Here is a 14677-nt window from a genome sequence, read left to right as displayed (position 1 = left end):
CTGAAGATATGAAGTGACGGACCGACCCGCTAAACTTTGGAAACGGCTGATGCATTTTAACGGCGGCGGGTCATAGCTGGACGGGACAGCGTCATCGGGACTACCCTCCTTTCGCCCGCAAGCGGCGCGGTGATATTCGAGGGAGAAACAGCATGACCTTGCAAGGTGACGCCCTGAAAGACGCAATCGGCCAGACGCGGGACAAATGGGGATGGTTCGTGGCGCTCGGCGTGCTGCTGCTGATCTTCGGCGGCATCGCCTTCGGCAATCTGTTCATCGCCACGGTGGCCTCGGTCTATGTGGTCGGCTGGCTGATGCTGATGGCTGGCGCCATCGAGATCGTCCACGCCTTCGGCGTCAAGACCTGGGGGCGGTTCTTCTACTGGTTGCTGAGCGGTCTGCTCTATGCCGTCGCCGGCTTCTTTGCCTTCGACAACCCGCTGCTTGCCTCGGCGGTTCTCACTTTGCTGCTGGCGATCGCGCTCGTCGCATCGGGGTTGCTCAGATCCTGGGTCGCCTTCAACCATCGGCCGGAGCAAGGCTGGGGGTGGCTGCTCGCGGCCGGCATCATCTCAATTCTGCTTGGCCTGATCATCGCCATGCGCTGGCCGGTCAACAGCCTGTGGGTGCTCGGCATGTTCCTGGCCATCGACCTGGTCTTTCAGGGCTGGAGCCTCATCGCCATCGGGCTGGCGCTGAAGCGGTAGGCGGCAGCCGTCAGAGGCGCGGCATCGGCGCTCATCTATTGCCGAATATCATTCTGCGGTGGATTGATGACCACGCCATTGAGGTTATCGAAGAAAAATTGGTTCTGCGGAAGCTTGCGGGCTTCCGCAAGGATATCGTCTTCGGAAACCGCCTCCGGATCTAGCTCGATTTTCTGCCGGATTTTTTCAATAGCCGCCTTTACCTCCGGCTGGTCATATTGGGGTCCGCGCGCGATTATGCTGTGGGCATCCTCTGCCGTCGCCACATACGCCTCGCTCGGCAGCCGAACCTTGGACACGCTTTGAATGCAAGTGGCGCCTTGCTTGCAGGGCTTGCCAGGGATGAGATCAATCCACTTCGGTCCGCCGATCAGGATTGCAGCGTACATTACCTTAGCCTTGGCGGGCGGGACGTGGCTGGTAAGCAACCCATCGTAAAACACCCAATGCGTTTCCAACATCTTTCTAACGTGACGGTCGCAGTAGTGGTCGTGGATCACGGCCGCGCGAATAAAACTTGGATCGAACGGTTTCCCGACAAAGCGTTGCGCCCAGTCCGGGATCGATGCGCCATCCGTCTTGTCACCCTTCTCTGCTTCCCACTCTCCCCCTTTGCTGTCGACGTAGTGAAAAGTATTATCAAGGTAGCATTCGCGGACGTCCTCACATCCAACCGGGTGAAACGTAAGATTACCCGTGAAATGCCCTTCGGCCTGAGCCGTAGCTGCCAGTACAAGACTGAGCAGAAGCGTGGCAAGCATCACAGCAATATGCGTCATCTTCCTCTCCCTTGTCCGAGCCCAAACGACGGACATCGTCAATTATTGTGTAGCACAAACGCAGCCTGGACTTCTGGCAGGATCGCCACAGTCGAATTCGATTTGCTTGGTGTTACGATCTCGGCAACCAGCTGAATAGCTCCGCCCAGTGCACCCTGAAGACGGGTTACGAAATCCGCCTTTGTGATGTGACCCTTCGAATACTGGCTGAACAGCGCCTCTCGATAGTTGTAAAGAGCATAGTAGACGTGCGAGAGGTCGGCCTTGCACGACGGCCAATCTGGGCCCAATGAAGGGCGAAACAACGATTCAAGATATCCCTCGACGACAGACCATTCCTCGGTGTTGTTCACCTGGACATGTTTCACTGCGGTCGCAACTGCGTGGTCCGATATCCGGCCTGGGAATTTCTGATTTACGGCACGCGCCCCGTCTTTGATGCGGGCAACAAGTGCTGGAATGCCAAATCCGTACTTGCCGAACAACGGCGTCGTAATCTCGTTTCCGCGCGCCTTATTTACGTCGATGCCCGCAGGCAAAAGCAAGCGGTTGGAACATTGTTGGCAAGCCCCCGTGACGTCCAGTTCGATGCCGGCCGAACCATCGGCCCCGCCAATCTCAGCAGCCCACAACTCATCTCCATCAGCCTCGGCTACGATACGCTTCTCTTCACCATCGTCAGCCGCGGTCCGGCCGAAGCAACCCCATTGCTTCGATGTCGTAACACCTACAACAGCGGTATGATCAAGGGGATAAGTTTGCGGCAAACCCGGACCTGGACCTGTTCGCATAGCCCATGCCTGTAACCGTCCGACTTTCATTGGCGCGGCGATCCCATAGCCGGTCAGAACGATTGCTGTGCCACCGACAACCAAACTGCGCCTGTCGATCACTTTACCCTCCTCAAATTATGGAAATTCTTTACGTTCCCAGTCGAACACTTGCCGCCGACCCTCGCAGGCAAAAGCGGATTTTCCCACGTTAATAAGCGAATCGCGTAGCAACAGCACACCCCTACACACTTACTTCCGGTTGCCCGGTTCAAGCGCATCCGAGCAAGTTAGTTTTGCGTACCAACGCAATATCGCAATACACGTAATGGCTTAATTAGCAAAACAACACATAACGTGAGGCGAACACTAAAACAATCCGTCGCAGCGACCTACAACCGATCATATTAATTTGATCCACCGACTATCGCCATTAGCTTGGCGCACCGAGACGATAGGGTCTTTTGTTCCGCACAAACTGGCCCCACCTCTTGCAATCATGCCGGTCAGTCAACGCCGAGAAACTGGCAGGCCGATCAGCGCCAACACGATGCCAAGACTTTGCGCGGCCGACACTTCTTCTTGAGACGATCGCGTCGACCAGCGCCGCGCCGGCCACGACCACCGGATTGACCAGCGCGCAGATGACGGCAAGGTTCAGCTGCGTGTTGATTAAAGCGAAGGCGAAATAGGATACCGGCGACAGGAGCATGACGACGGCCAGGCTACGGCTGCTGCCGGTCTTGCCCCAATGCGCTCAAACCGTCACAGAGGATAAACAGCACGGCGAACCTCAAGACGACGGTCTATACGATCAGATCCATCTTCATCGATGCGTTCTGCGCACCCGAGCGTCCACCTTCGGTAAAGCGCTTCACCTGGGCGGATCAGCCTTTGAGTCACTGCGTTCGAAGGCGGTCTAGAAAGCGATCGCGGCGTCCAGCTCCGAGAGCGGGCGCACGCCGGCGAGAAGCGCCCGCGCCTCCATTTCGTCCTGCTTGATCCGCGCCACAAGCGCATCCAGCCCATCGAACTTCAGTTCCGGCCTCAAAAAACCGAAGAACGACACCTCACAGGTCTCGCCATAGAGATCGCCGGAAAAGTCGAAGACGTAAGTCTCGAGCAGCGGCGCGCCATTGTCGTCGACGGTCGGGCGGCGGCCGAAGCTGGCGACGCCGTCATGGAGCGTGCCGTCGGCGCGCCGGAAGCGGACGGCGTAAATGCCTTCCTTCAAGGCGGCTTCCGGCGAAAGCCGCATATTGGCGGTCGGGAAGCCAAGGGTGCGGCCAAGCTGCTGGCCGCCGATCACCTCGGCCTCGACGGTGAAGCGATAGCCGAGCAGGCCAGCGGCCTCCTCCACCTTGCCCTCGGCAAGCAGTTCCCGGATGCGGCTCGACGAGACCACCTCGGCGCCCTCATCGCGGAAGGCGTCGACCAGCGTTACGCCGAAGCCATGCCGTTCGCCCGCCGCCATCAGGAAAGCCGGACCGCCCTGGCGGTCCTTGCCGAAGTGGAAGTCGAACCCGGTGACGGCGTGGCTGATACCGAGATTCCTTTCCAGCACGTCGGTCACGAAAGCCTCTGCGGAGAGCGAGGCAAAATCGCGCGTGAACGGCTGCTCGACCAAAGCGGCAAAGCCAAGTCTGGCGAGCAGCCTGGCCTTCATCGGCGGCGGCGTCAGCACGAAGAGCGGCACCTGTGGCCGGAACACCTTGCGCGGGTGCGGCTCGAAGGTGAGCACCAAGGCGGGCACGCCGTTGCGGCGGGCTTCGGCCAGCGCGCGCTCCAGCACGGCCTGGTGGCCGCGATGGACACCGTCGAAATTGCCGATCGCCACGACGGCGCCGCGCAGATGCGCGGGCAGCGGCGCGACCGCGGAAAGACGTTCGAAGGCTTGCGTCATGTCGAAATGCCCGTCATGGCCAGACCATCAAACCTATTGCAGCCGCGCGATGACGGCCACCGGCCGGTAGCCATGCTTGTCGAGAAAACCCGCCAGCCTTTCGGGATCGGGCCGCAGCGGATCGCCATAGTCGCGGGCATGGATGCCGCCCGAGACATAGAGCACGTCAAAGCCGTTGTCGGCCGCGCCCTTGACATCGGTCATCATGCCGTCGCCGATGGCCAGAACCTCTGAACGCCCGACGGCGCGGCCAAGCAGGCTCGCGAGCTCCTTCATGGCGACATCGTAGATCGGCGCGAAAGGCTTGCCGGCGATCAGCGTGCGGCCGCCCAGTTGCGCGTAATCCCGCGCGAGCGCGCCGGCGCACCAGATGGTGCGCTCGCCGCGCTCCACCAGAATATCCGGATTGGCGCAAATGAACGGCAGATTGCGGGCGCGCAGCCGCCGCAGCAGATCGGCATAGTCGGCGGGCTTCTCCACCTCGTCGTCATAGAGCCCGGTGCACACGATGCCCGAGGCCTCGAACTCCTCGACGAGATCGACGTCGAGCCCGTCATAGAGGGTGAAATCGCGCTCGGGGCCGATGTGGAAGATCTTCCTTGGCCCCTCGGCGATCAGGTCACGCGTAACGTCGCCGGACGTGACGACCCGGTCAAAGGCATCGGCGGGAACCCCGATGACCTTCATCTGGGCGACGACGTCGGCACTGCGACGCGGCGAATTGGTGATCAGCACGACAGGCACGTTGGCCGCGCGCGCCTTCGCAAGCGCGGCAGCCGCGGCCGGGAAATGCCATTCGCCATTGTGCACGACGCCCCATACGTCGCACAGGATGGCGGCGTAGCGCCCTGCCAGGTCGTCGAGCGAAGCGATGATGTCAGGCGAATCCGCCATGCCGTGTCCCTGATTTTGATCTTGAAGGCGTCGCGCTGAAGGCCGCCGTGGTCGGCCCCGCATAGCGGAAGCGCCTCATTCTGTCACCAGCTTTCCGGATCGGCTTTCCCGGCCAGGCGAGGACAGGCGACGGGTACCGGCAATGGCCCCGGACGGCTGGTTGAGTGCACAGGGTTAACGCCCCGTCAAAGGGCTGCGCGATCTTGCTGCTTTCGATGGATCTAAAATTTAACGTTTTATGACGATGATGGGCAAGAAACTATAGGATCTTGGCGGGGGCTAAGGGCGTTGATCCGCAAATTCTTGAGTGACAGACGAGGCAATTATGCCTTGATGACCGCCATCACGATGATACCGCTGATGGGCGGCGTAGCGTTGGCAGTCGACTATACCGAACTGGTGCGGGAGCGGCAGGAGACGCTGAACGCGCTCGATGCCGCCGGCATCGCGACGGCACAGCAGATCGTCGCCGGCGCCAGCGACACCGATGCCAAGGCCTATGCCAAGACATTCTTCGAGGCCAACCTCAGGCATGTTAAACCGGAAAACACGACGTTGACGGTCACCTTGCCGAACAACAATGCGGGCGGCGGCACGCTGGTGCTCGAGGCCGCCCTGAAATACCAGCCCTATTTCCTGCCGGCCGCGGTCGCGCTGCTTGGCGGAACCGCCGGCCAGTCGAACCTCAACTTCTCGGCAAGGTCCGAGATCCGCCTCAAGAACACGCTGGAAGTGTCGCTGGTGCTCGACAATTCGGGCTCGATGACCGAACTCGGTCACGGCTCGAGCCAGGTGCGGTTCGACCTCTTGAAGAGCGCCGCCAAGCAGCTCGTCGATCAGTTGTCGGGGCAGGCGCAGCTGATGAAACAGGTTTCCAAGCCGGTTCAATTCAGCCTGGTTCCCTTCGCTGCCTCGGTCAATATCGGCACGGGCAACTCGACGGCGGCGTGGATGGATCAGGACGGCATCTCGCCCATCCAGCACGAGAATTTCGACTGGACGACGATGACGCAGGGCAACTCCCCCTGGCCGCAGAGATACGTCGAAAAGGTCGGCAGCATCTGGTACGCGCGCGGCACGGACTGGGATGCGACCCAGAAGGACAAGCCGCTGACGCGGTTCTCGCTCTACAAATGGATGCAGCGGATTTCGGCCTGCAGTTCCACCGACAGCAGCGGCAACTGTAGATCCAACGCGACATACACCTATGCGCCGATCGCAAGCTGGAGCGGTTGCGTGGAATCGCGCCCGTACCCTTATAACATCCAGGACACGGCCGCCTCGACCTCGACGCCGGCGACGTTGTTCGTGCCGATGTTCGCACCTGACGAAACCGATCGTACGGACAGCTATTCCCGGCCGGCAAACAACAACTGGCATCTCGACGTGACGAACAGCACCGACGATCCGACGCGCCAGAAATACATGCCGAAATATTTCAACTACGGCACAAAGGTCACGCCTGCCTACGGCTCGAATGCCGGGCCGAACACCAGCTGCAGCACGACCGCGATCACGCCGCTGACCGATGTCTCCACGTCGGCCGGCGCCACCGCGGTCAAGAACGCGATCGATGCCATGGTCGATGTCGGCGCCACCAATGTTCCGGAGGGCATGGCCTGGGGCTGGCGCACGCTTTCCAGCACCGCGCCCTTTACCGAGGGACGCCCGGAGACCGAAAAGGGCAATGACAAGGTGGTAATTGTGCTCACCGACGGCGCCAATACATACTACACGCCGACGTCGGTGACCGCGCAAAGCTATTCAGGCTCGAACTGGAACCAGGGCGGCAACGACCTTGCGGGCAACAAGGCCATCTATTCTTCCCTGGGCTACCTTGCCTACGGCAACGGCTCGAGCAGCCAGACGAAGCCGTTCGGAAGCACATACACCTACGGCCGGCCATTCCTCGGCACCAGCACCAATGTCAGCAAGACCGATTATTCGAACGCGAACTACACCAAGGCCATGAGCGAGCATTTGGCCACGTTGTGCGACAACGCCAAGGCCGCCAACATCATCGTCATGACCATCGCGCTCGATCTCGATTCCAGCAACACCGCCGAGGCAGCGCAGATGACAGCGCTGAAGACCTGCTCGTCGGACTCGCGCTTCCGCAAGGATCCGACCGATCCGACCAAGCCGGCCAAGCTGTTCTGGAATTCGACCGGCGCGACGCTGTCGGACGACTTCAAGGCGATCGGCAACGAACTGTCGAACCTGCGCATCGTCAGCTGAGCGCCACGCCAATCGATCGGTGGCGCCCGCCCGCAAGGCGGGCGTTTTTCATCGTGCGGCATGCCGGGCAATCGGTTTGGTTAGCGGTTGGTGAACCCGCCGTTAAGCAATCGACCGGTTTGCCAAACCGGTCCTTCAGCGTTTTGTGGAAGTGTGGCCCTGCGAAAATCCGTCGGCGGGGGGCCGCTCAAAAACAATGCGCAAGTTCTGGCATCAATTCTGCCGTGACCGCCGTGGCAACTACGCCCTGATGACCGCGATCGCCATGGTGCCGCTGATGGGAGCGGTGGCGATGGCCGTCGATTTCAGCGAGCTCAACCGCCAGAAGCAGATGGTGCTGAACGCGCTCGACGCCGCCAATTTCGCCGCGGCACGGCGGCTTGCCGAAGGCGCCACGGACGACCAGATCAGGGCCTACGCGGTCGACTTCTTCAACGCCAACCTCAACAACATCGACCCCGCCAACGTTGCGCTCAACATCACGTTGCCCACCAACCAGGCCGGCGGCGGCCTGCTCACCATGAGCGCAACGCTGAACTACCATCCTTATTTCTATCCGTCGTCCGCGCTGCTGGTCGGCGCATCGACGATCGATGCGAACAAGTCGGTCAAGCTCGGCATGGACTCCCAGGTGCGGCTGAAGAACACGCTGGAAGTGGCGATGGTGCTCGACAATTCCGGCTCGATGACGACGCCCGGCACCGGCTCGGGACAAAAACGCATCGACCTGCTCAAGCAGGCCGCCAAGCAGCTTGTCGACACGCTGGCGCAGCAGGCAGCGCAGATCAAGCAGATCGACAAGCCGGTGCAGTTCAGCCTCGTGCCCTTCGCGGCCTCGGTCAATGTCGGGCCGGACAACGACAACGCCCCCTGGATGGACGTCTATGGGCTATCGCCGATCGCGAACGAGAATTTCGACTGGTCGACGCTCAATGCCCCCAACAAATACGCCCAGAAGAGCAACGGCATCTGGTACAAGAAGGGTACCGGCTGGGGCGAGACGGAAAACCAGGTGCTGAGCCGCTTTTCGCTCTATCGCGACATGCAGGTGGTGACCAGCCATGAGCGCATCGCCGGCAGCAAGCGTGTCGTGTGCGACGAATACCGCTCCGACAACACATGCAAGCGCAGCCACAACGAATACTACTACACCGACACCTATGGCCCGTTCGCCAGCTGGCAGGGCTGCGTCGAGGTGCGGCCCTATCCTTACAATGTCGACGACACCCCGGCTTCCGGCGGCCCGAACAATACCGGCATCGGCATCGGCGATCCCGCCACTATGTTCGTGCCGATGTTCGCGCCGGACGAGCCCGGCAACCAATGGTATGTCACGCAAGACCCTGACGAGCCGAAGCCGGTGACCTACGGCGCCGCCAACAGCTGGTGGAACGACGATCCGACGAGCACCACAGGCAAGACCAGGCAATCGAACATGGCCAAGTATTTCATGCCACGGCCGATCAATGCCCCGGTGCTGAGCTCCGGCGCCGGCCCGAATTACAGCTGCACGACGACGCCGATCACGCCGCTCACCGATGTCACCCAGACGGACGGGCTTACGGCCATCAAGGCGGCGATCGACCTGATGCAGCCCAACGGCAACACCAACGTACCCGAAGGCATGGCCTGGGGCTGGCGTACGGTGTCGAGTGCTGCGCCCTTCACCGAGGGGCGGCCGGAAACCGAGCGCGGCAACGACAAGGTCGTCATCGTGCTGACCGACGGCGAGAACACCTATTCGACGGTCAGCTCGGACCCGGCCGGCAACAAGTCGACCTATGCCGCCTATGGCTATACCGGCGTCGGCTATAACGGCACCTCGGTCACCCGCCTGTTCGGCGGCACCTCGAACGCCATCGGCCAGTTCAACTATTCATCGAGCAACTACACGGCCGCGATGAACGAGCAGATGGCGAAGCTGTGCGACAACGCCAAGGCGGCCAACATCATGGTGATGACGGTGGCGCTCGACATGTCGTCGACCAGCTCGAGCGACCAGAAGGCGATGGCCGCGCTGAAGGCCTGCTCTTCCGACTCCCGTTTCCGCAAGGACCCGACCGATCCCAGCAAACCGGCCAAGCTGTTCTGGAACGCGACCGGGGCGACGCTGTCCGACAATTTCAAGGAAATCGCGAACGAGTTGTCGAATTTGCGGGTCGTGGGGTAAGGCGCGCCTTGCGCTGGCGCAACGGGTGGCTGCTGCAAGCCCTTGCGAGTTTTAACGAGGCGACGCAAATCTCGGGCACGTTCCGGAGACTGCAATGCCCGACGCCGCCAACCATCTGACCTTTGCGCTGATCTGCCTCGGCATGGTGCTGACGCCAGGCCCGAACATGATCTACCTGATCTCGCGCTCGCTGTCGCAAGGGCCGAAGGCGGGGCTGATCTCGCTCGGCGGCGTGGCGCTGGGCTTCCTGTTCTACGTGGTGTCCGCAGCCTTCGGCATCACCGCGCTCATCTTCGCCGTGCCTTACGCCTATGACGCGCTGCGCTTTGCCGGCGCGCTCTACCTGTTGTGGCTCGCCTGGCAGGCGCTCAAGCCCGGCGGGCGTTCGCCCTTCCAGGTCCGCGAGCTGCCAAGAGACAGGCCGCGCAAGCTTTTCGTCATGGGCCTGATGACCAACCTGCTCAACCCGAAGGTCGCGGTGCTCTATCTGTCGCTGTTGCCGCAGTTCATCAATCCGGCCAAGGGCCATGTTTTGTCACAGCTTCTGGTGCTCGGCGTGACGCAGATTTCGATCAGCCTCACGGTCAATGCCATCATCGCGGTGACCGCCGGGTCGATCGCGACCTTCCTCGCCGGACGGCCATTCTGGCTGGTCGTCCAGCGCTGGATGATGGGCACGGTGCTGACGGCCTTGGCGCTGAAGATGGCGACCGAGGCGCAAAGATAGCCGTCAACCCAAGAACGCGGCCGTCCCCTACATCGGCCGGCGGACGGGCCGGATCTGCTCCGGCTCGACCACCTTGCGATAGAGGTGCCAGGTCGCGTGGCCGAGGATCGGCATGACGACGGCGAGTCCGGCAAACAGCGGGATCGAGCCGATGACCAGCAGCACGGCGACCGTCAGGCCCCAGAGCGCCATCATCAGCGGATTGGCCATCACAGCGCGGGCCGAGGTTTCGATCGCCGAGACGGCGCCGACGTCGCGGTCGAGCAGCAGCGGGAAGGCAATGACGGTGGTGGCCAGAACGACAACGGCGAAGACGAATCCGACGGCGTTGCCGACGAGGATCAGCGTCCAGCCTTTGCCGGTCGTCAGCACGTCACGCACGAAGGCACCGACCGAAGCGGGCGGCTCGGCGCCGAACAGGCTGGTGTAGAGCGATTGCGCGGTGAACAGCCACAACAGGAACAGCGCGAAGAGCAGGATGCCGATGACGGCGATCGACGGCAGCGCCGGCGAATGGCGCACATCCAGCGCATGATGCCAGCGGCTGCTCATGCCAAGCTCGCGCCGGCGGCTGATCTCGTAGAGGCCGATGGCCGCGAACGGGCCTATCAGCGCGAAACCGGACATCAGCGGATAAACGAGCTGGATGGCGTTCGAGCCCGAGCTCCATTGCGTCAGGATCAAGCCGACGATCGGATAGATCAGGCACAGGAACACGTAATGCGAAGGCTTGGCCCAGAAATCCTCGGCGCCGAGCTTCAGCGCATCCCAGAGGTCCGCGGTGGTGATGTGGCGCACCGTGGGCTGCACATGCATCCCTTGCGCGTCCGCCATGACATGAAAACCGGCCATTACCGTCCTCCGTATCTCTCGGGGGGCGGTCACCGCCTGGGTGGCCCGCCCGTGGCTGCCACTTTCAAGAACGCCGGGATGATAACCGATCTTCCGGGAAAAGTCGCCGCTTCAAGCGATTTTCATCGATTGCCCGGCAAAAGCCATGATCGCCGGTATCAGAGGCCGCATGAGCATCTCCACCGTCACCAATCTCAACCGCCGCACATTGTTCAAGGCCGCAGGCCTGACGGCGCTTGCCGGCATCGCCGCCTGCAGCACCGTATCCGTGCCGACCGGCGAAGGCGCCGGCGTTTCGTCGTCCGCCACGACGACGCTTGCCGGCATCCGCGCCTCAGCCGCGCTGCCGGCGCTGACACCTGACACGCAGCTCGAACAGGCCGCGCTGCAGCAGGCCGGCTACATGGCGTCGCGCGAACGCATGAGCCATACCACCGGCTGGGGCAAGGATTTCGCCTCGCGCATGAAGGACAATGGCGTGCGGGGCGCCGCCGCCGAAAACATCGCCGAGGGGCGCTTCGACCAGCAAAAGCTGTTCGACATCTGGATGCACTCCGACGGCCACCGCCGCAACATGCTCGATCCGGATTTCAGCCGCTTCGGCCTGGCCTATGTTCGCGACGGCCGCGATCCCGCCCTGCGCTACTGGGCGCTGGTGCTGGGCAGATAAGCCTGAGAAGCCGCCACTTGCGGGCGGCTCGAACAATATCACCCTCCACGCAGTTCTTCAGCGTGCGCCTTGGCGAGCGCGGCCAGGCTGTCGAAGCGAAAATCCACCTTTGGCAGATCGCCGGGGTGCATCGTGGCGCCAAAGCCCTGATCCGCATGCCTGCGATAGATCCAGCACGATTTGAGACCGATGCGGCTGGCGGGAACATGATCATGGAACATGCTCTCGGCCGTGTGGAGAATCCGGCCTTTCGCGACACCGATCGTCTCGAGCTTTTCGAGCATATAATTGAAGTTGCGGTCGGAGGGCTTGTAGGAGCCGATATCTTCGGCCGTGTAGATCGCGTCGAAATCCACGCCGAGCTTTCTGTTGCTGAACGAAAAGCTCGTGTTGTCGACGTTGGAGAGGATGATCAGTCTATAGTGCTGCTTGAGATATCGCAGGGCTTGCGCTGAATCGGCGAAGGCCGGCCAATCCTTCACGCTTTCGCCATAGGCAATGCACTCCTCCCGGGTGGTGCTGACGCCCCATTCCTCCGCAAGCCGCTTGTAGACCACCGCCAGAAGATCGCAGTAGCGCTTCGCGGGCGTCCATGTCTGCTGGCTGGATTCATGCCGCGCGTGCGCCTCCAGAATCTCGTTGCGGCTTAAGCCGCGGCCGACCCGTGAGGTCAGCGGCTTCAGGGCGTCGATCATGCCGGTTTCCCAGTCGATCAGAGTTCCGTAGCAATCGAAGGTCAGCGCCTGGAAATCGGTCAGCTTCATGGGTTTACCTCCTTGATGTCCATGATTGGTTCAATGCCGGCGCGCGACGCGGTGAGCCAGACCCCGAACAGCGTCACCGCGAGGCCGAGAAACATCGCCGTCGAAAGCGGTTCGCCGAACATCGCCCAGCCCCACAGCATCGTCACCGGCGGGCTGAGATAGATCGCGCTGCCGACCTGAGCGACGCTGTAAAGGCGCAGGCTTGCGTAATAGATGCCGTAGCAGAAGAAGGTCGAAAACAGCACCAGCCAGGCGATGCCGAACTCGAAACGACCGTCGAGAGGCGGCGTCAACCCGCCATTCCATGCCGCGCAGAGCGCAAAGAGGGTAGCCGCGGTCAGGCATTGGATGCACAGGCTCTGATGGATGGGCATGAGGATCGTCCCCATCCGCTTCTGCACCACCGTGGCAAGCGCCAAAACCACCATGGAAGCGACAGTCAGGAGATAGGCCCAAAGCGGGGCTGTGCCGAGCGTCAGGCTGTCGAGCGAGACGATGAGCACGCCGACCGTTCCCAGAGCCGTTCCGATCCATTGTCTGCCGCTCAGCCGGTGACCCAGAACCGGTTGCGACAGGGCCGCAATGGCGAGAGGGACAAGATCGGAGATCAGCGCGACAAGGCCCGTCGGCACGCGTTGGCCGATGGCAAGCGCGAATCCGCCCAGATAGAGAAACATCATCGCCACGCCGAACATCATCTGGCGCAGCATGGCGCGCACGCTAATGGGCGGCCCGATCAGCAGGGCAAACGGCAGAAGGATCAATCCGGACACCAAGGTACGCCAGAACAGGACCAGCATAACGTCTGCATTCTCGCTGGCGAAACGGATGCCGACGAAGCCGGAACTCCAACTCAGGACCAGGGCCGCCGCCATGACCGGCCATAGGAGTGGCTGAGCCTTGTTTTGCAGGAATGGCATGAGCCTCTCTTTTTCCTTGCGGCCTCGCGTTCCGAGCGATGATCGCGGCCGCTTGATGCAGACCTATGGCGGCGTATATGCGGCTTTGCACATGACAAATTTCGATATGTTCATGAAATAACCGTCGTTGCTGACATGCATGATTGCCTCATCAGCGGTTCCACGTCATAATTTGGCGAGCTGTTTCCGTTGCGAACGAGATTTGTCATGGCTGGAGTGATGAGCCGCCGCCTGGATGTCGATGCCATGCGGGCGTTGGTCGAGATCGAGAACCATGGTGGCGTCACGCGGGCGGCCGAGGTTCTGGGCCTGTCGCAATCGGCCGTCAGCCACAAGATCAGGAGACTGGAAGCGAGCCTCGACTGCGAAATCCTCAGCCGGAAGGCAAATGCGCCAATGTTCACCAGCGCCGGACGGGATCTCCTGGGTTACGCACGGCGCATCCTGGGGATCCATGACGAAGCGATCCTCAGCCTGTCCAAGAGCACGCTGCAAGGCAAGATCGCGTTGGGAATGACCGAGGACACGACCTGTACGGACCTTTCGCGTATTCTCGGCCGGTTCCGCCGGCTCTACCCCGAGGTGAGCGTGCGCACGCAGGTGCGGATGAGCCTCGCCTTGCGGGAACTGCTAGGCCAAGGCGCGCTGGATGCCGCTATCATCCAGGTGTTCCGGCACGAGGTCCGCCCCACCGATATCCTGCTGTTTCGCGAAACGCTGCATTGGGTGAAGTCTCCCGACCTGCTGCTGCCGAAGGAAAAACCGGTCCCCTTTCTTTCCTTCGACGAGGACTGCTTCTACCGGCGTTGGGGTCTCGATCTCGGGCAGGACGAGGGAATGCTGTTCGAAATCGTATTCGAATGCTCCAGCGCGGCGGGAATCGTTGCAGGCGTGACCTCCGGCCTCGGCGTAGCGCTCTTGAGTCAGCGGCACCTGCAGCCCGGTATGGAGATTGTCGACACGGCTTTTCCCAAGCCTCCGGACCTGGCTTACATCATCAGGCGGGCACGTGGCCCCCGCAATCAGGCGCTGGAGACGCTGATCACGGAAATCGTGGCCGAGGTAAGCCGTCACGGAGCACTTCAAATCGCCGTCTAAACGCAAGCATGCGCGACCAAGGGCGGGGGCGAGTGGACTGCTCTTAGATTGCCTCGTTCCTGCAAACCGTCAGAACGAAGGATTCGCGGATGCAGAAACCAGGCTGATCAAGCAGGCTCTCTAGATTTGCTGCCAGTTCCTTCCAATTATACTGATCGCTTTCGGGGAGGTCGTAACCCGGCGCT

14 protein-coding genes are annotated in these 14677 nt (G+C 61.6%); 6 read left to right on the top strand and 8 right to left on the bottom strand.

Annotation, left to right across the window (positions count from 1 at the left end; all coding sequences use genetic code 11):
- The first annotated feature begins 152 nt into the window (after nucleotides 1-152).
- Nucleotides 153-707 carry an HdeD family acid-resistance protein gene (locus KVT37_RS04060; RefSeq protein ID WP_217569965.1) on the top strand — a complete coding sequence of 185 codons (555 nt, stop codon included), beginning with the start codon at nucleotides 153-155 and terminating at the stop codon, nucleotides 705-707.
- A 35-nt stretch (nucleotides 708-742) separates the two neighbouring features.
- Here KVT37_RS04060 and KVT37_RS04055 read toward each other — a convergent pair whose 3' ends face one another.
- The 5 genes from KVT37_RS04055 to KVT37_RS04035 form a co-directional block, all read right to left on the bottom strand.
- Nucleotides 743-1486 carry a DUF1353 domain-containing protein gene (locus KVT37_RS04055; protein WP_217569963.1) on the bottom strand — a complete coding sequence of 248 codons (744 nt, stop codon included), beginning with the start codon at nucleotides 1484-1486 and terminating at the stop codon, nucleotides 743-745.
- A gap of 38 nt (nucleotides 1487-1524) precedes the next feature.
- Nucleotides 1525-2379 (bottom strand): hypothetical protein, encoded by an 855-nt coding sequence (locus KVT37_RS04050; protein WP_217569961.1) that lies wholly within the window; start codon nucleotides 2377-2379, stop codon nucleotides 1525-1527.
- Between the two features lie 310 nt (nucleotides 2380-2689).
- Entirely contained in the window at nucleotides 2690-2968 is a 279-nt protein-coding gene (locus KVT37_RS33450; RefSeq protein WP_254633809.1) for a hypothetical protein, read from the bottom strand.
- Nucleotides 2969-3175: 207 nt separating this feature from the next.
- On the bottom strand, nucleotides 3176-4159 hold the full coding sequence (locus tag KVT37_RS04040; RefSeq protein WP_217569959.1) for a bifunctional riboflavin kinase/FAD synthetase: 984 nt from the start codon (nucleotides 4157-4159) through the stop codon (nucleotides 3176-3178).
- Nucleotides 4160-4192: 33 nt separating this feature from the next.
- Nucleotides 4193-5053 (bottom strand): TIGR01459 family HAD-type hydrolase, encoded by an 861-nt coding sequence (locus KVT37_RS04035; RefSeq protein WP_217569957.1) that lies wholly within the window; start codon nucleotides 5051-5053, stop codon nucleotides 4193-4195.
- 288 nt (nucleotides 5054-5341) lie between these two features.
- Here KVT37_RS04035 and KVT37_RS04030 point away from each other — a divergent pair, with 288 nt between their 5' ends.
- From KVT37_RS04030 to KVT37_RS04020, 3 genes are all read left to right on the top strand, one after another.
- Complete coding sequence (locus KVT37_RS04030; RefSeq protein WP_217569955.1) at nucleotides 5342-7291, top strand: pilus assembly protein; 1950 nt, start codon at nucleotides 5342-5344, stop codon at nucleotides 7289-7291.
- A gap of 196 nt (nucleotides 7292-7487) precedes the next feature.
- Entirely contained in the window at nucleotides 7488-9461 is a 1974-nt protein-coding gene (locus KVT37_RS04025; protein ID WP_217569953.1) for a pilus assembly protein, read from the top strand.
- 94 nt (nucleotides 9462-9555) lie between these two features.
- Complete coding sequence (locus KVT37_RS04020) at nucleotides 9556-10188, top strand: LysE family translocator (protein ID WP_217569952.1); 633 nt, start codon at nucleotides 9556-9558, stop codon at nucleotides 10186-10188.
- 27 nt (nucleotides 10189-10215) lie between these two features.
- Here KVT37_RS04020 and KVT37_RS04015 read toward each other — a convergent pair whose 3' ends face one another.
- Nucleotides 10216-11040 (bottom strand): DUF2189 domain-containing protein, encoded by an 825-nt coding sequence (locus KVT37_RS04015; protein WP_217569949.1) that lies wholly within the window; start codon nucleotides 11038-11040, stop codon nucleotides 10216-10218.
- Nucleotides 11041-11209: 169 nt separating this feature from the next.
- Here KVT37_RS04015 and KVT37_RS04010 point away from each other — a divergent pair, with 169 nt between their 5' ends.
- A complete protein-coding gene (locus tag KVT37_RS04010; RefSeq protein ID WP_217569947.1) occupies nucleotides 11210-11710 on the top strand; it encodes a CAP domain-containing protein in 501 nt (166 codons plus the stop codon).
- A 38-nt stretch (nucleotides 11711-11748) separates the two neighbouring features.
- On the opposite strand, the gene KVT37_RS04005 is transcribed toward KVT37_RS04010, so the two are convergent.
- Together KVT37_RS04005 and KVT37_RS04000 are read right to left on the bottom strand one after the other, a co-directional pair.
- Complete coding sequence (locus KVT37_RS04005) at nucleotides 11749-12474, bottom strand: haloacid dehalogenase type II (protein WP_217569945.1); 726 nt, start codon at nucleotides 12472-12474, stop codon at nucleotides 11749-11751.
- Entirely contained in the window at nucleotides 12471-13394 is a 924-nt protein-coding gene (locus KVT37_RS04000) for a DMT family transporter (RefSeq protein ID WP_217569943.1), read from the bottom strand. The genes KVT37_RS04005 and KVT37_RS04000 overlap by 4 nt, the downstream gene beginning before the upstream one ends.
- A gap of 207 nt (nucleotides 13395-13601) precedes the next feature.
- Between KVT37_RS04000 and KVT37_RS03995 the strand changes: the two genes are divergently transcribed.
- Nucleotides 13602-14492, top strand: coding sequence for a LysR family transcriptional regulator (locus KVT37_RS03995; protein ID WP_217569941.1), 891 nt, complete (start codon nucleotides 13602-13604; stop codon nucleotides 14490-14492).
- Nucleotides 14493-14677: the final 185 nt, after the last annotated feature.

This window comes from Mesorhizobium sp. GbtcB19 (genome assembly GCF_019091085.1).
Taxonomy (GTDB): domain Bacteria; phylum Pseudomonadota; class Alphaproteobacteria; order Rhizobiales; family Rhizobiaceae; genus Mesorhizobium.
Note: the sequence above shows the minus strand (reverse complement) of the source record. Positions and strands in the feature narration are given on the sequence as shown.